The following is a 22,967-nucleotide window of genomic DNA, read 5'->3' on the forward strand; positions in this document are numbered from 1 at the left end:
AATTTAATTTTTTAATGACTAAAATAACCAAAAATACCTACCACTATAATAACACATAACATACTAATATGATATCTTAGTCTTTCTTTTGTAGCTAAGCGTTCATATCGTCAAGATACGTCTTCATTTTTGTTATATCTTCTGCTAAAATGTCTAACTGACTACCATACTCTAAAGCATAGTAATCTACTGATTTAAAACGTTTAAATAACTGTGGTATATCTATTTCACCAGTAAATAAACTTGTTGTCACTTGAGGTTGATTGGCTATCATTTGATAATTTTTACAATGTAAATAATGTGTTGATGCAGCCATCATTGTGATAGCTTGTTCAACATCATCACCTACAAATACCCAATTGGCTGTATCAAAAACAAAACTAATCGGTAAATTAGCTTGTTGACATAATGTCATCATATGCGCACAATTATCAATATTAGCATGACCTAAAGTTTGATTGTTTTCTACACGAATCGGTACAGCAATATCTGACAATTGACTTAATTGTTCAATTGAGATCTGCGACGCATCACCGATATTTAATTTAATAAATGGTGCTTGTAATAATTGTGCTTCTTCTATAAAAGTATCTAATAATGGATTAATTTGATGGTTAACAATTAAATCTTCATTAATGCTATAAAATAAAGCAATATGATGTTTGTCTGCTTGCTGCTTAATCAATTGTAATTCTTCATTTGTCTTTTTTAAAAATTCTCTTCTGATTTCAAAACTATGTACGCCTAATTGTGCGACTTGTTCAACTAATTGTGCCTGCGATACCCCTTGATCTAATTGTGCTTTAAACACAATGCTATTTAAAACTAATTTGTGTAACATAGCTACTTCTCCTAATTATTGTAATTGTGCTAAATCTTTCCAAGCACTTGATAAAGATGTTAATAGTTGCTGATAAACAACATATTTTTTTTGATAAATGGCGTGTTCTTGTATATTAGGCATAAAACGTGATTTAACTTTAACAACTTGTTGTACTGCTTGCTCTAAGGTTAAACCTCTTAATGCTTGTAAGCAAATAATGACACCGCCTAAACCACCTAATTCAGTTGCTTCTACTGTTTCAACTGGTAAATTAAGTACATCCGCAAACATTTGCATCCATGCTGGTGAATTTGTTGCACCGCCTGATAAACGTATTTTATCTGGTTGATGACCGGCTGTTGCAATTAAATGTTCAATATGTTGTTGATGAGCAAAAATAATCCCCTCATAAACTGCACGTATCATATGTGATTTAGTTGATGTTGTTGATAAACCAAAGAAGCATGACGACGCATCTTGTTCAACATTACTACCATATAAAAACGGAAAGAAAATCAATCCATGCTCACTTGCCGTAGTATTATCTAAGAATTCTTCTAAAATATCATAAATTGAATGACCGTCTTTTTTAGCATTTTGCATTTCATCAAACATTAATAATTTTAACATCGTATTTAAATTACCTGCCGATGTTGGACTACTTGCTTCCACTAAAAATTTTTTATCTGGGAAATACGAATTCATTTGTCCACTAGATGAACTTGCTGGTTGAACACTTGGATAGGTATTAATATTCCATGTCCCTGCAATCACACTAAAAGTCGTTTCATCTAAAACACCTGAACCAATAGCACAAGCATCAATATCGAATAAACCACCTACTACTGGTGTACCTGCTACTATACCTGTTTTTAATGCAATTTCTTCACTCACACCACCCACAATGTCTGTACAATCAACTAAAGGTGGTAAAGCTGATAACATTTCCTCAATATCAAAAAATGTCAAAATTTCACGATCATAATTACCTGTTTTAAAATTAATCCAATGATTACCCGAAGCATCACCATACTCTTGATTCACTTTACCCGTTAATTTAAAACGCACAAAATCTTTAGCTGATAAAATCGCACCAATTTGCTCATATTGTTGTGGTTGATAGTCTTTTAACCATTTTAATAAAACTGGATTTTGCACAGCAACAATATGTTGTTGTGTCAACGTCCATAATTCATCCACACGTGCTTCAAATTGTTGTGCTAATGCTGTTGCACGCGTATCAGTTGATAAAATACCATTCATAAAAGATTGATGATTTTTATCTAATACATATAGTCCCTTCCCGTGACCTATACAAGCTACTGCAGCAATAGCTTGTGGATTGACTTTAGATGTCTCAATAACATCTTTAATTGAATTACAAATTGCTTGCCACGTTTCATCTAAATTGACTTCTCTATAACCCGGTTGTGTTTCAATTTTCAAAGTTTCAAATGATGAAACGGCTATTTGTTGCCCACGTTCATCAAAAATAATTGCTTTTGTATTTGTGCCGCCATAATCAATGCTTAAAAAATATTGCATATGTATTCTCCTTTCATCAAGAAAAGCTGAGAAAATTTTCTCAGCTTAAATATTAATAAAGATTCAACGATTTCGTTACTGAGTCGACAGCTTCACGATTTGCTTTTACTGCTTCTGGTTTAAAGTAAACACGCTCAGCATTATTATACAGTACATCTTGTAATTCTTCTGTTGTAAAAATATCTACTTTTTCTAACCATGTTGCTAACTCTTCATATGTGTTAAATGTAGCTGACCATGGTGAATCAGTCCCCCAAATCAAACGTTTAGCACCTAATACTTCTTTCGCAATACGTACATTTTGTTGTGATTTCGGGAATGGGAATTTATCTGGACTATCAATATCTTGAATTGCTGATAAATCTGTATAAATATTATCAAATGGACGCCACATTTCTAATTCTGCACGTAAACGATTCGGATTATCTGCATGTGGGAATGATAAATGACACACTACAAAATCTAATGTTGAATACACACGTGCTAAATTGGCAATGGCTGCTGGTTGATGACTAATTTGATCCCAATTACCGTAATCAATTGTCACAACAAAACCAGGATAATCTAATAAATAAGTTAAAATACGATTAATTCGTGGATCACTATCTAATCGAAATGGTGCTGCTTCACCACGATAACCATGAATTCCGCCACCTTGACTAATTTCAAATTTAATTGCTCTAAATCCTAATTCTTCAACATAACGCTGCACAATTTTTAACGCATTCTCAGCATAAGGATCTACCGCAAAAGCACCTGTAAAACGTTCTGGATATTTTTTAATGGCTAAATGTGTGTAGTAATTTTGATAACCATTTAAATGACCTTGTAAGATAACAGCTTTTTCTACATCATTCGCATCCATATATTTTAATAATGCTTCAGTTGTAAAATCTCTATCGCCATAACCATCTTCAATTAACTTAATTAAATCACCATCATCCCAAACTGCATAACCATTACCTAATGCATTTAAACGACCTTTACCATTAAACCCTGCAATTGCTTCGACAATATGTACATGTGCATCTATTTTTTTCATTGATTTTTCCTCCGATTAGTCTTCACCTATGAATATTTTTTCAGTACTACCTTCAAAACCACTGTTTTTATCTGCCATTTTTTTCAAGTATGCATAAATACTTTCACGTTTTGTACGTAAGAAGAATAATGATACAAGATAAACTGCAACTGTGATACCGATATATAATGGATTACCTGACATCCACGCAAAGAATACCACTGCTGTTAATGGATGTGCTAATAAGTTAAAACTCATAATTAACGCCACACCTGCTGGAATTGCTACACCAAATTGCTTAACTGCCTCTGTATAAATCGGTCCTAAAGCACTTGCCGCATATAAACCTAATGAGAACCAAATAATACCATTTAAAATCGCTTTTAAAATATTACCTTTAGATACAGCAATCATTGCTTCAATCATAAATGGAATAGCAATTAAATCAACCACTGGTAAAGCTTCATTACCTGGTAAAATTAACGAAATAACTACCATAATTGGTACTAGAATTAAACCAGCAATAATTGTAGCAGGTTCACCAAAACCAATACCGTCATCTACAGCAATAAACCAACGTTTTTTAGCAATGACACCTGCATCTGTAGATTCACTTTCTTTTTTCTTATTACGCTCAACAGCTTGTGCTAATGGTGCGAATGCCGAAGCAAAGACACCTGTAATTAATGGGAAAATTGTCATTACAGCACCTAATGCTACCGCAAAACTTAAAATACCACCCCAAGTTGCTAAATGTGTTAATTCTTTAATACTTCCTAAAATACCAATAACCATCCCTAAAATAAAACCTAATGTCATTGGTTCCCCAAAAATACCTAATTTTGTTTTTAATGCCTCTGGATTTAATTTTACTTTATTAATACCTAATAAATTCCATAGTGGATCTAAAATTAATGCGGGTACAATTGTTTCAATATTATGAATTGAGTTAATCGTTGCATTTTTAACTCCATAGTATTCTGACCAACGATCAGCTAATACTTCTGACATCACTAATGAATAAAGTAACACAAATACCATAAAGATAAATGATAAAATGAAGTTACCTGTTACGGCATACATCATTGTTCCCCAAACCATGTAACCAAAGTTATTCCATAAATTTGAAGGTACAAATACACGTGTAATACCCACTAAGAATAAAATTAATTCAATAATCAAACCGAAAACAAAGAATGATAAACCAATTTCTGAAGAAAAGGCTGTTAATGAACCTGCTTGCCAACCAATATCTACGATTGGTAAATTCAACCCTGTTGTTTCTACCATTTGTTGAATATACTTCGTTACTAGTGGTGAAAATGCTGAAATTACCCATCCAAATCCTGTTAAACCTACACCAGCACGTAAAGCACTAAAAAATGCACGTTTTGGATTTACTTTCAAGCATAAACCTACGATAAAAATCATCGCTGGTACGACTGTTGCTGCACCAAAAACATCAAAGAAATCGTGTAAAGCTTCTAACATTATTTATTCCCCCTTATTTTTATTTATTAACTACATTAATCGGGTTGCCTGCAAAAAATTCATGTAAATTATTGGCTGCTTCTTCTGCTAAAATACAACGCCCTTCTATTGTCCCTGTTCCTGCATGTGGTGCTAAAATAACATTGTCTAAGGCTCTTAATTCTTCTGAAACAGTTGGTTCAAATTCAAATACATCTAAACCAGCACCGGCAATTTCTCCAGTTTTTAATGCTTCTACTAAATCTTCTTCGCACACTAATGGGCCACGTGCTGCATTCACTAAGTAACTGCGGTTTTTCATTTTTTTGAAAACTTCTTTATTAAATTTATGTTTTGTTGATGGTAATAATGGTGCATGTAATGTAATTACATCAGATTGTGTCACTAATTCATCAAATTCTACAAATCTCGCACCTAATTGTTGCTCTTCTTCTGGAGATAAATGATTATTACTATGGTAAATAATTTTCATACCAAATGCTTTTGCTAAATGTGCTACCGTTGTTCCGATACCCCCCATGCCGAAAATACCTAATGTTGCACCATGCAATGATAAACCTTGATAACGTCTTTCACTTGGATCAATCCAGTCACCTTGACGCACAATTTTGTCGTATAAAGGTAAACGTTTTGCAGCTGATAAAATTAAAGCAAATGTCATTTCAGCTGTTGGAATACGTACAGCTTGAGGTGAATTTGATACAACAATTCCTTTTTCTTTAGCATAATTAATATCCACATGGTCAAAACCAACTGCATTTAAAGAAATAATTTGTAAGTTTTTACCTGCATCAATCATTTCTTTGTCACCTTTTTGACCCATTAATAACCAACCATCATATTCATGCAAGTGCTCTAACACATACTCACGTGAAAATGGTTCACCATCAGAATATGTTACGTCAAATTCTTCCATTAATGATGTTAAACCTTCTTTTGGTACGATACCTGTTACTAAAATCTTTTTCTTTGTCATTGTTCTATCTCCTCTTAATTATTAGTTTGTTAATTCGTATAATGCAACTTCACCCTTACTATTATTGGCTGAGAATATATAAGCTTTATCATCTTTATTAAATGCTAAAACATTACTTGATGTTGCTTGTTCTTCAATCATTTCAATATTGACTTTGCCATCAAGCATTGTTATTACGACTAAATCTGCTTGTCTTGCTCGCCAACCAAAACAACATAATGGACGTCCTAATAAATCGCCTGACCATAAAGCATGCCCAAATTCAGTTGGTGTTGGATGTTGGTACAGTAATTCACTAAAGTCATGATTGAAAATTTTAAATTGATCTCCATGAAATCCTTGGATTAACATATTTTCTTTATGACCATCTTTATTTAAATCTATTTGTACAATATCACTTGTTTCTTCGTTGAAAATCATATCTAAACGCCATTCACCCGTATCAGCATGCTCTGGATAAGTTAATTTAAAAATACCTTCAACAGCTGTAATTAATGAATAGCCCTCTGATTTAACAGCATAATAACCATGATTTTTTAATAAACGTAAAGCTAGTGCACGTACATCATTCAATTGGACCTTATCTTTATCAAAAGTACCAACAAAAATCTTACCATTGTCTGACCAGTCTTCAACAAATGCTTTTGAATTAGCAATTGTACAACCTACAAATAAAATGTTACCGTCACTTTGTTCAATTAAATCAAAACGATGTAAATACGGGAAATCTACTAATTTAGTCACTGTCCATTGCCCATTATCAAATTTACCGTAGACAATTTGACATGCTGCTGAATTAAAACCTGGATAAAACTTTTGTGTTGCTAAAAAATCCAATGTTCCAGGTATTTGTACGATACTCATTGTGCCACCAACAGTATCCCAAACAACTGTTTTAGCCAATTGATTGTTCATGTCATAAGCAAAACAACCTTGTTCAACTTCTGATGCAATTAACAAATAATCATGTTTATCATCTTTAATACGACTAACTGAATAACATGCTTCTAATTGATCAGATAATATTTTATTAACTTTCATTTAAGCCCTCCCTCATTTCAGCTCAAGTTAAACGGTTAACTTTTAATACAAAAATATTGTATACCTTTTCATAATAAAAATCAAGCGTTTTCAATATTTTCGTTGTAGAATTTAGCAATAAAAAAAATCATACTACTATTGAGTGAAATATATTTCACTTTAAATAGTAATATGATTGTATAACTAAAATGAATTTCTAATAATAATATGACTAGCTACTTCTATTAATTGCGGTTTGATTATTTGCTGTGGTTGTTTTAACTTACTAATTAATCGTGTTGCAGCTTGTTGCCCGATTTGATAAGAATCTTGACAAATACAAGACACATTAGGATTTAACAATGCCATCCATTCAAGATCTTCATACGAACCTAAACCAAAATCTTGAGGGTAACTATATTGCATTTGATTAATTAATTTTATAAATTCTAATAAAGTAGGTCCATTCATAGTAAAAAAGGCAGTTTTAACTGTCGATTGTTGAATAATAGCCTCAATTTTTTTTACTATATCAGACTGATTAACAATAATTAATTTACTTGGCTCATCACTTACCACTTTCTTAAAACCTTCATACCGAATTTCACGTGTTGAAATACCCTCAATAGGAAAAGACACAAAATAAATATCTTGATAATCTTGTTGTTGCATCATATTTAAAAAATTTTTAGTGGATACTTCATTATCCGAAACAACCGTATCAATACTCAATTGATTCGCTTGCCTATCTACCATAACAGTATTGGCATTAGACAGATCAGCTAATTCGATTCGATTAGGATTAACAGAATCCAAAATAATACCCGAGACATTTTGTTGTTTTAAACGATTAATATTATCTAACTCTATTTGCATATCATTATCCGAATTCGTAAAGTTAACAGAATAGCCTTCTTGTTTACACGTATCATGAATCCCTTTCATCACCGAAGAAATAAATGGATTAGTAATATCAGCAATCACTACACCTATAGTACGTGTATCTTTAGTGACTAAACTTTGTGCAATTTTACTCGGTTCATAGCCAGTATCTTCGATCACTTGGCGAATGCGTTCTCTCGTATCTATTGACATTTTTTTAAAATTACCATTTAAATAGTAAGATACTGTGGCTTTTGATACACCTACTAATTGTGCAATATCATTAATGGTTATATTTTTCAAGACATTTCTCCTAGGCTTATACTTTTTATTTATTATAACCATTGTACCTATGATATACAATAGACGTTCTAAGCTTAGATAAAAAAATAGCGTGTTGATAACAATAATGTTATCAACACCGCTCATTAAATACTATCACCATTCCAAATAGAGTTTTTAACAATCACATAATCTACACGGCGTAAACTATTGATGTCTTTACCACCTGCATATGAAATAGCACTTTGTAAATCTTGTTGCATTTCAATTAATGTATCGGCAATATGCCCTTTTAAAGGTAAGACAATTTTTTTACCTTCTACATTTTTATAAGCACCTTTTTGATGTTCAGAAGCTGATCCAAAATATTCTTTAAATAATTTACCGTCCACTTCAACAGTTTGACCAGGACTTTCTTCGTGCCCAGCAAATAACGAACCTATCATAACCATTGTTGCACCAAAACGAATTGATTTGGCAATATCACCGTGAGTTCGTATACCACCATCAGCAATAATTGGCTTACGTGCAGCTTTAGCACACCAACGTAGAGCTGCTAATTGCCATCCACCTGTACCAAAACCTGTTTTTACTTTAGTAATACAAACTTTACCAGGACCAATCCCTACTTTAGTTGCATCAGCACCAGCATTCTCTAACTCACGAACCCCTTCTGGTGTACCTACATTCCCAGCAATGACGAATGTATTTGGCAAATGTGCTTTAATATGTTTGATCATTGTAATGACACTATCAGCATGACCATGTGCAATATCAATTGTAATAAATTCTGGCGCTGTATCTTTTAAACTTTCAACAAAAGCATACTCTTCTTTTTTAACACCTACTGAAATTGAAGCAATTAAATTTTGTGCATGCATTTTTTCAATAAAAGCTTTACGTCTTTGCTCATCAAAACGATGCATAATATAGAAATAACCTTCTTTTGCTAATTGTTCTGCTAAAGGTTCATCTATAATTGTTTGCATATTTGCCGGCACGACAGGCAACTTAAATGTATACTGACCTAATTGAACTGAAGTGTCTGCTTCTGAACGACTACTAATAATACATTTATTTGGAATTAGCTGGATATCCTCATAATCGAAAACGTGAAATTCATTTAACATAGTAAGCCTCCTAATATTCTTAACGTTTTTTCACAATACTTAAGTATGTTATCACAATCGTTCGTTTTTTTCAATTATTTTATGCTAAACAAAATAATTGTACGTATTTAAAAGGCTTAGAATTCTATTTCACTAGAATTCCAAGCCTTTATCAATCATTATAAACTTTTAACTACTTCAACTACATTGTCAACTGTAAAGCCATATTCTGCCATTACACGATTTGCTGGTGCTGAAGCACCAAATGTGTCAATACCAATAACTTTACCGTCTAAACCAACGTATTTATACCAGCTTTGTGTTGCTGCCATCTCAATAGCAATACGACGACGCACTGCTGATGGTAAAACACTTTCTTTATAAGCTGCATCTTGTGCATCAAATAATTCAGTACTTGGCATACTTACTACACGAATTTTAACACCTTGTTCTGCTAAAGCTTTTGTTGCATTAACTGCTAACTCAACTTCTGAACCTGTAGCGATTAAAATTGTATCGAAATCTGCTGCACTTTCGAATACAACATATCCACCTTTAGCTACTTTATCAAAATCTGTACCTTCTTGTACTGTTAAGTTTTGACGTGTTAATACTAATGCTGATGGTGTTGTATTATTAGTTAATGATAAGTACCAAGCTGCTTGTGTTTCGCGTGCATCTGCTGGACGGAAAACATGTAAATTAGGCATTGCACGTAAACCAGCTAAATGTTCAATTGGTTCATGAGTCGGACCATCTTCACCAACTGCAATCGAGTCATGTGTAAAGACATATGTCACTGGTAAATTTTGTAATGCAGATAAACGCATTGCCGCTTTTACATAGTCACTGAATACGAAGAATGTTCCACCGAAAACACGTAAACCGCCATGTAATGCCATACCATTTAAAATTGTACCCATGGCAAATTCACGTACACCAAATTGTACATTACGATTCGTAGGATTTTGTGAATCTTGTAAACCTTCTGATTTAATCATTGTCATGTTTGAGTGTGCTAAGTCAGCTGATCCACCTACTAAATTAGGTAATACTTTTGCTGCAGCGTTAATCGCATCTTGACTTGAATTACGTGTAGCTTGTGAGAATCCATTGTCATAAACTGGGAAATCTTTTTCTGTTAATGCTACAACATCTTTACCTTCTAAAATTGCTGTTACTTCTTCAGCTAATTCTGGGTAAGCTGCTTTATATTCTTCAACTAATTTTACCCATGCATCGTAGCTAGCTGTACCACGTTCTACAACATTTTCTTTGAAATCAGCATAAACTTCTTCTGGAACTTCAAATGGTGCATAATCCCACCCTAAAGCTTTACGTGTTAATTCAGCTTCTTCTGTACCTAAAGGCGCACCGTGAACACCGTTTGTACCTTGTTTATTAGGTGAGCCGAAACCAATAACTGTTTTAATTTCGATTAATGTTGGTTTATCGCTTGCTTTTGCTGCTTCGATAGCTTCATTAATTGCAGCTACATCTGTACCTTCTTCTACTAATAAAGTGTTCCAGCCATATGAATTATAACGTTCACGTACACTTTCAGTAAATGTATCTTTTGTTTCACCATCTAAACAAATGTCATTTGAATCATATAATACAACTAATTTGTTTAATTTTTGTTGACCAGCGTAAGAAGCTGCTTCTGCAGATACACCTTCCATTAAGTCACCATCACCACAAATTACATATGTATAGTGATTAAAGATATCGAAATTAGCTTTATTATATTTAGCTGCTAAGAAACGCTCTGCTTGTGCCATACCTACAGCCATTGCAATACCTTGTCCTAATGGTCCAGTTGTAGCATCAACACCTTTAGTGTGACCAAATTCTGGATGTCCTGGTGTTTTAGAACCCCATTGACGGAAGTTTTTAATTTCTTCCATTGAGACATCTTCATAACCTGATAAATGTAATAATGCATATAATAACATTGAACCATGTCCTGCTGATAATACAAAACGATCACGGTTAGCCCATGCTGGTACTTGTGGATTAACTGTTAATTGTTTAGTGTATAAGCTGTATGCCATTGGTGCTGCACCCATAACAATACCTGGATGTCCTGATTTTGATTTTTCAATCGCATCTACACCTAACATACGAATTGCATTAATTGATAAATTTGTCATTATTATTACCTACCTTTTCTATTTAACTATAAAGTTTTTCTTCCTGAAATTGCTTTAGATAATGTCACCTCATCAGCATATTCTAGATCGCCTCCCATAGGTAAACCATGAGCGACTTGACTAACAATAATACCGATAGGTTTAACAACCCTAGATATATATAATGCGGTCGATTCACCTTCAACATTAGGATTAGTAGCTAAAATAAGTTCTTTAACACGCTCATCTTTTAATCTTGTTAGTAAACCAGCCATATTAATATCTTCTGGACCAATACCTTCTAATGGTGAAATTGCACCATGTAAAACATGATATAAACCATGATATTCTTGCATTTTCTCCATTGCGATGACATCTTTATCATCTTGAACGACACAAATAATAGATTGATCTCTTGTTTTGTCACTACAAATCATACAAGGGTCTTGTTCAGTAATATGACCACATATTGAACAATAACTCAAATTGCGTTTAACATCTATCAATGCTTTAGCAAAATCAATCGCATCATCTTCTCTCATATCTAAAACATGAAAAGCTAATCTTGCTGCTGTTTTTTGACCTACGCCTGGTAGTTTCATAAAACTATCAATCAATTTAGCGATGGGTTTTGGATATCTCATATTATAAACCAGGAATATTTAAACCTTGTGTAAATTGTCCCATTGTACGCTCTTTCAAGTCACTTGCTTTCGTTACAGCATCATTTGTTGCTGCTAATATTAAATCTTGTAACATTTCAATATCTTCTGGGTCTACCACTTCAGGTTTAATTATTACATCTAAGATTTGTCCGTCACCATTAGCTTTAACAGTTACCATACCACCAGCAACTGTACCTTCAACGATTTGTTCTTTCAAACCTTCTTGTGCTTCAAGCATCTGTTTTTGCATTTTTTGCATTTGACGCATCATATTTTGCATATTGCCCATTCCACGCATCATAATTACCTTAATCTAATATGATTAGATTACCCTTTCTTTAAAATAAATTATAATTTTTACTATATTAGTTTACCATATTTTTAGCATAAAATAAAAAATTTTATATGTTCTATTATTACTAATACACACATAATAAATGTTCGTTATCCAATCTTAATCTATAATTTCTACGAGTTCTTCTCCAACAATATCGATCACACTTTGTACTAATGGATCGACTGGTTCATTTTCTTTTTTATTCGTATCAACCACATGATGCTCTTGTAAATATTGTTGACGTAATTTCGGCCATTGCGCTGTTGTTACACCGACAATTTTAATTGATTTATTAACAATATTCGCTAACATTTGTTCTACTTGTTTTGTATTTTCTTGACGTTTCATTACCATTTCACAATGAATATCATTAGAAAAACCAATAACACAATGTGTCTGACTGGCAGCAATAATTTCTGATTTAGATATTAAACTAAAATAGCTTTTCATTGTCGTATCTGTCGATAATTGCTGAATTAATTGTTCCCAAGCTGCTGTAATTTCTTGTTTATCTTGTTTCGTTGCATGCTTAAGTACAGCATAAACATCATGTATAGGCACTTTATAATTTTTATTAGTTACAACAGTTGTTGGTTCAGTTGAAGCTACGGTTACTGGTGTTTGTGTCATTAATTGTTGAATTTGTTGTTGTAGCTGTTGCACTTGTTGTTGTAAATTATCAATTAATGTTGTATCTTGCGAACTATTTATTGTTGCCATCGTTAATGGTAATTCTGACATTTTAACAAATAAAATTTCCATCTGTATTAATAGATGATTAGTAAATTTCATTTGTTCTTCTGTGTTAGTTAACAATTGAATTTGTTGATATAAATAATCTGTCGATACGATTGATAATTGTTCAGTAATTATCGGATTGTCAATTAATGATTTTACATAATAACTATCACTTTGCGACATTTTTTTATAATAAATTAAGTCACGGAAAACTGTGATTAGGTCGATTAATAATCTACGACTATCTTTTCCCTGTTGTACAAATTGATGATAACAATCAATTGCTTGTGATGTTTGTTGAGATAAAATAGCTGCGATAAGTTGTGTCATTAATTCTGCACCCATTGTACCTGTGACAGTCAGAGCATTTTCTACAGTCACTTGTTGTGCATCAAGTGCTAATGTTTGGTCTAACAAACTCAAAGCATCTCTCATACCGCCTTCTGCTACTCTCGCTAATAATTGCATCGCTTGCACTTCAACAGTTGCATTTTTTAATTGTGCAATAGTTGTTAAATGTTGTGCAATTTGTTGTTGACTAATCGTTTTAAAATCAAATCGTTGACAACGTGATAAAATTGTCGCTGGAATTTTATGAAATTCTGTCGTCGCTAAAATAAAAACAACATGACTCGGTGGCTCTTCTAATGTTTTTAATAAAGCATTAAAAGCACCTGTCGTTAACATATGTACTTCGTCGATAATATAAACTTTGTATTGTGCTTCTGTTGGTGCAAAACGTACTTTATCTCTAATATCTCTTATTTCATCCACACCATTATTACTCGCTGCATCTATTTCAATCACATCCGTACAACTACCTTCTGTAATTGCTTGGCATAACTGACATTGATTACACGGTTCTCCATCATGATGATTAAGACAATTAATTGCTTTGGCAAAAATTTTTGCAATACTCGTTTTACCGGTACCACGTGGTCCTGAGAATAAATAAGCATGAGAAATTTGATGTAATTTAATAGCATTTTGCAATGTCGTCACAACATAATTTTGACCAACTACCTCATTAAATGCTTGTGGTCTAAATGCACGATAAAGTGCTTGATAATTTGCCAACTAATTCTCTCCTTCACATATAGATTTATTATTATTATAACATAAAGAAAAAAGATTAGTGCAAGCACTAATCTTGAAATTTTTTATTAAATATCGTGCCCTAATCTCGATAATCAATCATAGTCACTTCTTTATCAGTTAACTCAATTACGGCTTCCCCACGGCACACAAGTCATTTTACTTAATGCTGCTTCTTCTCAGACCTGACATGGTTCATAAAAGATTTGTTGCATGGGACCTTAATCTCAACATCACTTAATATAGGTTAACTACAAGTTAATCACCTCAAATTAGGTCTTCAGTCTTGCTAAAGCGGATTGCAAGTTATAGGGCACCGCTAACTCCCCACCTAGCACGATATTACTAATATACCTTATTTTTATAGAAATATCAAGAAAAGTACTGAACTTTATTTGATATTTCTCATTCATAAGCAACTAGCCTTTTCCTTGAAAATCTAACTACTTTCAGTATATACTATCAATAAAGAATGGAGGCCATAATGAAAAATTTTTTAATGACATTATTTATGATTTTATTTATCGCAATTGCAGGTGTTGTTGGATATTTTGCTGGACAAACACTAACAAAAAGTTTTATTGATGAACAAGCCACTTCATTAAAACATATTAATGAACGTGTTGTTGAATCACAACAAAAATTAGATAATTTAATCAAAGATGAGCAAACTAAACGCCAAGACTTAGAAGCTATCTCTGAAGATTTAAAATCGGCAAAAGCACTTATTGCACAACGTGACAAAATTAAGGATGAATTAGCTAAATTATCTGATACAAACAAACAAATAGAAGCAGCTAAACAAGAATTAGAAAGAACAACGAAAGCTATTATTACTGCTAAAGATGAACCTAAGACATTATCAGCTGGTCAATATACAGTTGGTCAAGATTTTGAAGCAGGTCGCTACAAAATCGAAAGTAATGCACAAAGTGATAGTTCAGGTATATTAAATACATCTATTAGTGAAGCACATGTAACTTTAGGTAATAATAAATACAGCCAAAAAGAATATGTAGTGACTTTAGTTAACGGTGAAACAATGGACATTACAATTCCAGTTAAATTAATCAAAATTATTGAAAAAGTAGAACCTGTATCTGAATAATTTTAAAAGAGTTTGAAATCATATTTCAAACTCTTTTTTTCAACAATATTAATATACTTGCTAGAATACCTAAGAATATACTCATACATCCAGTTATTGTACCTACACTTAACATTATTAACTTATAAGTCTCAATCAAGCTATGGCCTAGTAATATTTTCATGCTATTTAACATAGTTGTCTTAATTAAGAATGTTGAGATTAAGGTCATCATATAACAAAAACTTGCAATAATTATTAACAGTTTATATGTTTCAATTTTAATCATTATAATCTCCCCCAAAATTAATATAGATAATGCTTACTTTTATTAGATTGTACCAAATATACTACTCTTTATCTACATAAAATAAAAAAGCCCATTCTTATTAGAAAAGACTTTGAATATACTTTTAATGGAGGAGGAAAGGGGATTCGAACCCCTGCGAGCTTTTACACTCCTGTCGGTTTTCAAGACCGATCCCTTCAGCCGGACTTGGGTATTCCTCCAATATAATAAGTTGTTTTGCTTAACAACAATACTTATTATATTCATTATTATGTCTCATGTCAATACTTTTTATCAAATTTTATAGACTAAAATTATGTTTATTTAATTCTTGTTTTACACGTTGAATAATTTGAGGATAACCTAAATATTGTAGCATATTTAAATAATTATAAATCATTTTATCTAATGTAATATTTTGTATTGATTTTGCGATGTGATAATTAAGATTTAATAAAATTTGTTCAAAAATATAATTGTATCTTCGTGTATACTGTAGTCCTTTTTCAACAAACGAATAAACATTATGATAATCTTTAACATCTAGTGCAACATTAGATAAGTTAAGATAAAGTTGTGATAATAATTTATCTTTTTCTGGAAATCTCGTATTCGTCAATTTTTTCTCTATTTGTCGATAAAACGTTTGATTATCACGATAATCAATCATATGCACTAAATTAACTAACAAATGTAATTCATATAATCCCCATATATCTACTTTAAATAAATACGTCATTAAATCTTGATAAATTTTTTTCTCGACTTTACCCTTTTGACGATATAATAAAACTATTTGAGATAATATTTTCATATGATATTCATGCAAATAAATATTTTTCTCGACATTAAGAAATTTTTGATGATATGCTTCAATTTCACGTGTACTATATTCATACATAATATTTTGAATATCTACTAAATGATTTGTTTTTACAACCATATTTTCAGTTTCTTGCAATAAATATTCGAATTCGTATAATGAAGTATTATATTTGTCTAATAATTTAATAAATACTTCTAAACTTATTTTATTTCTATCACTTTCTAACTGAGATAAATATGATCTCGTAACAATGCCTGATGCTGCTTCACTTTGTTTCATACCTTTTGCTTTACGTACTGTTGCTAAAATATTGCCAAAATTGTTAACTGTCATGCCATTATCACTCCATTTGTTTAATATTGTAAACAAAAAAATCATAAGTTCTTTTTTCTGTTTATAATGGTAAATGTAATGGTTGTTGAGAAATAATATGTAATATTTAGTTGATATGTATATTTTTATTTTACCATTACATTATACTATATACAAATAACATATAGTATAATCAACAAAAAATTCTCATCCAAAAAATAAAAGCAACTGAGAGACCTACCACTCTCAGTTGCTTTTATTTTATATTGCTAAATCTTTCATTTTTTCTAAATCAGCAATGGTATAAATATATTTTTCTCGACAAAAATGACAATCCGCTTCTGCTTGCCCTTCTTCAATTAAACTTTCAATCTCATGTTGTCCTAAACTGATAATTGCATCTTCAAATCTTGTTCGAGAACAAGTACATTGGAAGTTGACTTCTTCTTCAGATAAAAATTCAATATTTTCTTCACCTAATATTGATACTAAAATTTGTTCTGGTGTTAAACCTTGTTCAATTAATTTAGAAACTGGTGTCATTGTTGTTACTTTTTGTTCTATGGTGATAGCAGTTGCTTCACTTGCACCTGGCATCATTTGAATAACAAAACCACCTGCAGCCTTAATTGTATTATCCGTATCTACTAAAACACCTACACCTACAGCTGTAGGTGTTTGTTCACTTGTTACAAAATAATTAGCAAAATCTAATCCTAATTCTCCACAAACAATTGGACTTTGACCAGTATAATTTTCACGTAAACCTAAATCTTTTACGACTGAGATAACACCTGTTGTTCCGACAACACCAGCAACGTCTAATTTACCAAATTCATTTAATGGTAAATGTGTTTGTGGATGTGTCACATAACCTCGAACACCACCTTGTGCATTAGCATCTACTAAAATACTACCAATCGGTCCATCACCTTCTATTTTAATTGTAATTTTATTATCACCTTTAAGCATCGCACCCATCATCACACCTACTGTCATAGCACGACCTAATGCTGCAGATGCAGTTGGATATGTTTGATGACGACGTTGCGCCTCATTGATTGTTGCTGTTGTATTAACAGCATATACACGAACTTCGCCATTAAATGCCATGGCTTTTACTAAATAATCTTTCATTGTAACTTCCTTCCTAAATTCATATTAGGCTAATCATACTATTTTTTATCACTAAAAACAAATAGTTGATATAAACAAAACATAGTATCAAACGACAATGCGTTTAATACTATGTTAACACTTATTTATTGAATGTATCGAAATCAAAAACTTCACCACGTTGTTTATTAGGTAAAATTAATGATAATAATAAACCTAATAGACAAGGTACTAACCATCCTAATGATTGCTCATTAAATGGTAATAAAGCTAATAAATTCATTACACTTGATACATTAAAAGTTTTTGCTAATACTGTAACTATTGATAATAATGTCACTATCGCCATTGTGAACTGCATACCTTTTTTAGATAATGCAATAAATTTATTAATGGCTGTAAATAAAACCATAGTAATAACAATTGGATACAAAATTAATAAAACAGGTACTGAATAAGTAATTACATTATTCAAACCAATATTAGCAATTAAAAATCCTACTGTTGTAAAGAAAATTACATAAATTTCATATGAAATTTTATTATATAACTTCACAAAAAATTCTGATACGGATACAATCAAACCTACAGTTGTTGTAAAACAAGTTAACACAACCATAATACCTAAGAAAATTTGACCATAATTACCAAAAACACCTTTAGATGCTTCACTTAAAATATACGCACCTTTATTAATTGTTTCATCTTTAGCAATCATTTCTGGAACTGGGAAATGATTACCTAAATAAGATAAACCAATGTATAATACGCTAAAGAATATGGCAGTTACAATACCGACAACCCATACAGCTGATAAATATTCTTTTTTAGAAGTAAAACCTAATTGTTTTAAAGTATTCATAGCAATAATACAGAATGCAACTGCTGCAATTGCATCTAATGTATTATAACCTTCAATAAATCCTGCACCAAATGCTTTTCCTAAAACAAATGACTCTGCTGCTGGAGCTACTGGCATATTGCTGTATTTAATACTTCCTAAAATAATTAATACAATTATTAATAACGCAAATAATGGTGTCAAAATTTTACCAACACTATCTAAAATTTTAGATGGTTTTAATGAAATAGCAAGTGCTGCCGCAAAATAAATTATAGTAAAAATTAATAATGCTAAACTGCTATCGCCAAATATAGGTTGTAAACCAATCGCAAATGATGTAGCTGCCGTACGTGGTATCGCAAATAATGGTCCAATAGTTAAATATAGTACCGCTAATAAAATATTAGCAAACCACACTGAATATTTTTGTTCTAATTCCGCTTGATAACCTCTAGGATTCAATGTACCAATAATTAATGTAATCATTGCAATCCCTACACCAGATAAAATAAACCCAATATTAGCTGTCCAAAAATTTTCGCCTGATAACCAACCTAAATTAGGTGGAAAAATTAAATTACCTGCACCAAAAAATATACCGAATAATAATAAACCGGTTAAAAAGCCTTTTTTTACCATATTATGTACCCCTTTATTTTTGTTTTTTATTTAAATGATAAATTAATAACAAACCTTTTAACGTTAAATCTGGATCAACTTCATCTATTTCAGAAGTGAATTGTGCAATTAATGATGCTAAACCACCTGTGGCAATCACATGTACTTGTGGTTCGTTAATATCTTTTTTCATTTGACGAATAATACCTTCTGTTTGTCCAACAAAACCATATACAAGTCCTGCTTGCATTTGTTCAACTGTATTTAAACCTAAAGCAGTTGTTGGTGCGACCATCGCAACTCTTGGTAATTTAGCAGCATGATCATATAAAGCTTCACTACTAATATGAATACCCGGTGCAATCACACCCCCACAATACTTTGCATCTTTATCCACATAATCAAATGTCGTTGCTGTACCATAATCAATTATAATTGCAGGTAACTTTCCAGCTGCAATAACTGGTGCAGCATCTACAATACGATCTTCACCTAAACGTCCTTTATGTGCTTCATCTAATCTCAAACCACTTTCAATATAACCATTAACAATTAATGGTTCCACTTTGAAATAACGTTGACATAATTGTGTTAAACTAAACATCATTGAAGGCACAACTGATGAAATGACAATATCTTTAATATCTGAAAATGTCAAGTCAGCATCATTTAATAAATTTTTAGTCATCATACCTAATTCGTCAGCTGTTTTTCTATGATCTGTTTCTAAACGCCAAGCATGAATTAATTGATCTTGCGAATTGAAAACACCTACAGAAATATTAGTATTCCCTACATCAATTGTACAAATCATTATATATCCCCTCATTCGTATTAAAATATTTTACATATTATTTTATCTTTATTAGAATACATAATTATAATATAAAAGGCAATATATATTGCACTAAAATAATCATATATATACAAAATAGTAATTAAAAAAACAAGCTTGAAAATAAAATTTTCAAGCTTGTTTGATCGTCATTAAATTTCTTTATCTTCTACAGATGTCACATCTATTTCATTGTTTGTTTCATCTGTACCATATTTACGTTCTTCTAATTTACCATCATAAAATAGAGAATTAATTTGTTTTGAATCTAAAGTTTCTAATTCTAATAATGAAGTCGCAATTAAATTTAATTGTTCTTGATGTGCTAATAAAATTTCTTTAGCACGTTCATAACATTGTTTTAAAATATCTTGTACTTCAAAATCAATTTCTTTAGTAATCGCTTCTGAATAATGTGAACCATTAGCTAATTCACGACCTAAGAATGGATTGCCGCCATTGCTACTTGGGAATTGTGCTGGTCCAATTTTATCACTCATACCATATTCAGTTACCATTGCACGTGCAATTTGTGTCGCACGTTGGAAGTCATTATGTGCACCTGTTGATACTTCACCGAAAGTAATATCTTCGGCAACACGTCCACCAAGTAAACCAGTAATTTTATCAAGTAATTCTGGTTTAGTCATAAAGTAACGATCTTCTTTAGGTAACATTACGGCATAACCGCCCGCTTCACCACGTGGGATGATTGTTACTTTGTGAACTTTCTCAGCATTATCTAATGCCATACCAATTACTGTATGACCTGCTTCATGCCAAGCCACAATATCACGTTCTTTTTTACTGATGACTTTAGATTTCTTCGCTGGCCCTGCAATCACACGATCCATTGCTTCGTCTAAATCACGCATATCAATTTTAGTTTTATTTTCTCTTGCTGCTAATAACGCTGCTTCATTTAATAAGTTCTCTAAATCAGCACCAGAGAAACCTGGTGTGCGTTCCGCCATTGCTTCTAAATCAACGCTACTATCTAATGGTTTTTTACGTGCATGGACTTTCAAGACTGCTTCACGACCTTTAACATCCGGTAAACCAACTCTAATTTGACGGTCAAAACGACCTGGACGTAATAATGCTTGATCTAGTACGTCAGCACGGTTAGTTGCAGCGATAACAATAATACCTTTATCACCATCAAAACCATCCATTTCGACTAATAATTGGTTTAAAGTTTGTTCACGTTCATCATGTCCACCACCAACACCCGTACCACGTTGACGACCTACAGCATCTATTTCATCAATAAAAATAATACATGGTGCATTTTTCTTAGCTTGTTCAAATAAATCACGAACACGACTCGCACCAACACCGACAAACATCTCTACAAAATCAGAACCTGAAATTGAAAAGAACGGTACGCCTGATTCACCAGCAACAGCACGTGCTAATAAAGTTTTACCTGTTCCCGGAGGACCTACAAGTAACACACCTTTTGGAATACGTGCACCCATTGCTGTAAATTTACTATGATCTTTTAAGAAGTCTACAACTTCTACTAATTCTTGTTTTTCTTCATCTGCACCTGCTACATCACGGAAACGAACACTCTTCTTATCTTTATTAATTAATTTAGCTTTAGATTTTCCGAAACTCATAAGCTTTCCGCCACCACCACTTTGTTGGCTTAAAATAAAGAACAAGAAGCCCATCATTAAGATAAATGGAATGATGCCTGATGCAAGTGATAACCAAACACTCGTTTTTTCTGTTTGTTTAACTTCAACATCTACAGTCACTGCCTTGTTAGCAATTAATTTAGCAACATCTTGATCATTTTCTTTAATCACTGTTACATTCGTTTGTGACTTATTGTTTTTTTCTTTCCATTTTACTGTTGTTGTTGGACTGTTTTCATCCGGTTGCATGGTAATTGTGTCGACATTATTTTGATTTAATGCAGTCACAAAAGTTGAATAACTTGTCGGCTTTGTTGCTGGCTCTGTAGGATTAATAAATGAATAGACTCCAAATATTAAAACAATTGCCAAGATAATAGACAAGATATTACTACGCCCTTTTGGCATTTTATTCATGTTAAACCCTTCCTCCTTGTTGTAATAACAATAAGTATTTTTTGGATACTCATATTTATTTAATATAAACTAACTGAAACGATTTAAACATTATTTATTCTCAGTAGTATGATTAAAATTTTATCATATTTAGCTATTCTAATGCTAGTAATAAGCTAGTATATTATTATTATCCTTATCTAGATTTAGATAAAATTGCAACTTTAGTACGATATTATCAGTTTTTTAATCATTTTGAAGTAATATATTAAAATCAGAAAGATAAAATTATCTTTCTGACCATTGATTATTTATACATTTCTTCTTTTAAAATACCTATATAAGGTAAATTACGATAGTTTTCTCGATAATCTAAACCAAAACCTACTAAAAAGCCTTCTGGTACAACAACACCTACATAATCAGCAACCATTTCTACAACGCGTCCTGAAGGTTTATCTGTTAATGTAACAACTTTAACACTATTGGCACCACGTGAAGCTAATAACTCCACTAAACGTTTTAATGTTTGACCAGTATCGATAATATCTTCAATGATTAACACATCTCTATTGTTTAAAGATGTTGCAATATCTCTATTAATTGTAATTTCTCCCGTAGATTCCGTACCACCGTGATAACTTGATACGTCAATAAAATCTATCTCAATATGTGTATCAATATATTTTATTAATTCTGCGATAAATGGTACTGCGCCTTTTAACGCCCCAACTAGTACAGGGTTTTTATCTTTGTAGTCTTCTGTAATTTGTGCGCCTAATCGTTGGCATGCCTCCACAATTTGTTGTTCTGACACAACAATACGCTCAATTTCCTGTGATAATACTTTCATCCTAAACTCCTTCTATACCATTTATGAAA

General features: G+C 32.0%; 19 protein-coding genes, 1 tRNA gene and 1 other RNA gene. 1 reads left to right on the top strand and 20 read right to left on the bottom strand.

Features of this window, described 5'->3' with window-relative positions:
* Positions 1-94: 94 nt before the first annotated feature.
* From AC5EAH_RS02855 to ffs, 13 genes are all read right to left on the bottom strand, one after another.
* The gene (locus AC5EAH_RS02855) at positions 95-841 is read right to left on the bottom strand and encodes a sugar phosphate isomerase/epimerase family protein (protein WP_493493244.1); all 747 of its coding nucleotides are present in this window, start codon (positions 839-841) and stop codon (positions 95-97) included.
* A gap of 15 nt (positions 842-856) precedes the next feature.
* On the bottom strand, positions 857-2,368 hold the full coding sequence (locus AC5EAH_RS02860) for an FGGY-family carbohydrate kinase (RefSeq protein WP_493493245.1): 1,512 nt from the start codon (positions 2,366-2,368) through the stop codon (positions 857-859).
* 52 nt (positions 2,369-2,420) lie between these two features.
* A complete protein-coding gene (locus tag AC5EAH_RS02865) occupies positions 2,421-3,410 on the bottom strand; it encodes an amidohydrolase family protein (RefSeq protein ID WP_493493246.1) in 990 nt (329 codons plus the stop codon).
* A gap of 15 nt (positions 3,411-3,425) precedes the next feature.
* A complete protein-coding gene (locus AC5EAH_RS02870) occupies positions 3,426-4,880 on the bottom strand; it encodes a PTS galactitol transporter subunit IIC (RefSeq protein WP_493493247.1) in 1,455 nt (484 codons plus the stop codon).
* 19 nt (positions 4,881-4,899) lie between these two features.
* Positions 4,900-5,856 carry an NAD(P)-dependent oxidoreductase gene (locus AC5EAH_RS02875; protein WP_493493248.1) on the bottom strand — a complete coding sequence of 319 codons (957 nt, stop codon included), beginning with the start codon at positions 5,854-5,856 and terminating at the stop codon, positions 4,900-4,902.
* Between the two features lie 21 nt (positions 5,857-5,877).
* Positions 5,878-6,897: a hypothetical protein gene (locus AC5EAH_RS02880; RefSeq protein ID WP_493493249.1), complete on the bottom strand. Its 1,020-nt coding sequence runs from the start codon at positions 6,895-6,897 to the stop codon at positions 5,878-5,880.
* Between the two features lie 183 nt (positions 6,898-7,080).
* Entirely contained in the window at positions 7,081-8,061 is a 981-nt protein-coding gene (locus tag AC5EAH_RS02885; protein WP_493493250.1) for a LacI family DNA-binding transcriptional regulator, read from the bottom strand.
* Between the two features lie 125 nt (positions 8,062-8,186).
* A complete protein-coding gene (gene guaC, locus AC5EAH_RS02890; protein WP_493493251.1) occupies positions 8,187-9,170 on the bottom strand; it encodes a GMP reductase in 984 nt (327 codons plus the stop codon).
* Positions 9,171-9,328: 158 nt separating this feature from the next.
* On the bottom strand, positions 9,329-11,302 hold the full coding sequence (gene tkt / locus AC5EAH_RS02895) for a transketolase (protein WP_493493252.1): 1,974 nt from the start codon (positions 11,300-11,302) through the stop codon (positions 9,329-9,331).
* 26 nt (positions 11,303-11,328) lie between these two features.
* Positions 11,329-11,925, bottom strand: a complete 597-nt coding sequence (gene recR / locus AC5EAH_RS02900) for a recombination mediator RecR (protein WP_493493253.1) — start codon at positions 11,923-11,925, stop codon at positions 11,329-11,331.
* Between the two features lies 1 nt (position 11,926).
* Entirely contained in the window at positions 11,927-12,247 is a 321-nt protein-coding gene (locus AC5EAH_RS02905) for a YbaB/EbfC family nucleoid-associated protein (RefSeq protein WP_493493254.1), read from the bottom strand.
* Positions 12,248-12,400: 153 nt separating this feature from the next.
* Positions 12,401-14,098 (bottom strand): DNA polymerase III subunit gamma/tau, encoded by a 1,698-nt coding sequence (dnaX, locus tag AC5EAH_RS02910; RefSeq protein ID WP_493493255.1) that lies wholly within the window; start codon positions 14,096-14,098, stop codon positions 12,401-12,403.
* Between the two features lie 93 nt (positions 14,099-14,191).
* Positions 14,192-14,456, bottom strand: an RNA gene (gene ffs, locus AC5EAH_RS02915) — signal recognition particle sRNA large type.
* Positions 14,457-14,600: 144 nt separating this feature from the next.
* On the opposite strand from ffs, the gene AC5EAH_RS02920 reads away from it, so the two are divergent.
* Positions 14,601-15,224 (top strand): hypothetical protein, encoded by a 624-nt coding sequence (locus AC5EAH_RS02920; RefSeq protein ID WP_493493256.1) that lies wholly within the window; start codon positions 14,601-14,603, stop codon positions 15,222-15,224.
* A gap of 396 nt (positions 15,225-15,620) precedes the next feature.
* On the opposite strand, the gene AC5EAH_RS02925 is transcribed toward AC5EAH_RS02920, so the two are convergent.
* The 7 genes from AC5EAH_RS02925 to hpt form a co-directional block, all read right to left on the bottom strand.
* Positions 15,621-15,713 (bottom strand) — tRNA-Ser (locus tag AC5EAH_RS02925).
* An 80-nt stretch (positions 15,714-15,793) separates the two neighbouring features.
* Positions 15,794-16,651: a helix-turn-helix domain-containing protein gene (locus tag AC5EAH_RS02930; protein ID WP_493493257.1), complete on the bottom strand. Its 858-nt coding sequence runs from the start codon at positions 16,649-16,651 to the stop codon at positions 15,794-15,796.
* A gap of 240 nt (positions 16,652-16,891) precedes the next feature.
* Entirely contained in the window at positions 16,892-17,767 is an 876-nt protein-coding gene (gene hslO / locus AC5EAH_RS02935; protein ID WP_493493258.1) for an Hsp33 family molecular chaperone HslO, read from the bottom strand.
* A gap of 121 nt (positions 17,768-17,888) precedes the next feature.
* Positions 17,889-19,229: a branched-chain amino acid transport system II carrier protein gene (gene brnQ / locus AC5EAH_RS02940; protein WP_493493259.1), complete on the bottom strand. Its 1,341-nt coding sequence runs from the start codon at positions 19,227-19,229 to the stop codon at positions 17,889-17,891.
* 13 nt (positions 19,230-19,242) lie between these two features.
* Positions 19,243-20,022: a type III pantothenate kinase gene (locus AC5EAH_RS02945; protein ID WP_493493260.1), complete on the bottom strand. Its 780-nt coding sequence runs from the start codon at positions 20,020-20,022 to the stop codon at positions 19,243-19,245.
* Between the two features lie 173 nt (positions 20,023-20,195).
* The gene (gene ftsH, locus AC5EAH_RS02950) at positions 20,196-22,097 is read right to left on the bottom strand and encodes an ATP-dependent zinc metalloprotease FtsH (RefSeq protein ID WP_493493269.1); all 1,902 of its coding nucleotides are present in this window, start codon (positions 22,095-22,097) and stop codon (positions 20,196-20,198) included.
* A 295-nt stretch (positions 22,098-22,392) separates the two neighbouring features.
* Positions 22,393-22,938 (bottom strand): hypoxanthine phosphoribosyltransferase, encoded by a 546-nt coding sequence (gene hpt, locus AC5EAH_RS02955; protein ID WP_493493261.1) that lies wholly within the window; start codon positions 22,936-22,938, stop codon positions 22,393-22,395.
* Between the last annotated feature and the right edge of the window lie 29 nt (positions 22,939-22,967).

Source organism: Staphylococcus sp. B1(2026), from assembly GCF_058895785.1.